1 protein-coding gene is annotated in these 476 nt (G+C 50.0%); it reads left to right on the top strand.

Features of this window, described 5'->3' with window-relative positions; translation table 11 throughout:
- On the top strand, positions 1 to 476 hold a 476-nt coding region (locus V7S75_RS12050; RefSeq protein ID WP_459514231.1), incomplete at both ends, for a hypothetical protein.

Here is a 476-nt window from a genome sequence, read left to right as displayed (position 1 = left end):
GTGGGTGAGGCTTTGTACACGGGCCAAACGGAATTGGTGAGTGGGAGTTTATTATTGGGAGCCGATGAGCGTATTGCCAACAGCAGTTCGGTGATGTTTAATGGAGGTGATTTATCGACAGCGGGATATAGCGAGACGGTGGGTGAGCTAAGTTTATATGCAGCCTCGAGCATTAGTTTGGGATCGGGGGTACATGCCTTAAGGTTTAGTGGAGCTGGAGTATATGATTTTAAGCTGCTGACGATTAAGGGTTGGCAGGGGGTTTATGGAACACCGGGCAGCAGTGGAACAGCGGGCAAGGTGTATGTGGGCACGAGTGCTGGTCTGAATCGTGAGCGATTGGATCAGATGCGTTTTTACAATGCAACGGGCCCTGCGACGCATTATTGTTTACAATTATCTTCGGGAGAGTTGGTAGCTGGCGCGAACATTACGTTGCTGACGGGTCATAGCAATGTACGTATTACGAGTGTGGC

It is taken from the genome of Aquirufa sp. TARAVU-A1A, assembly GCF_054558675.1.
The sequence above is the reverse complement of the archived record's forward strand: the minus strand, read 5'-3'. Positions and strand labels throughout refer to the sequence as shown.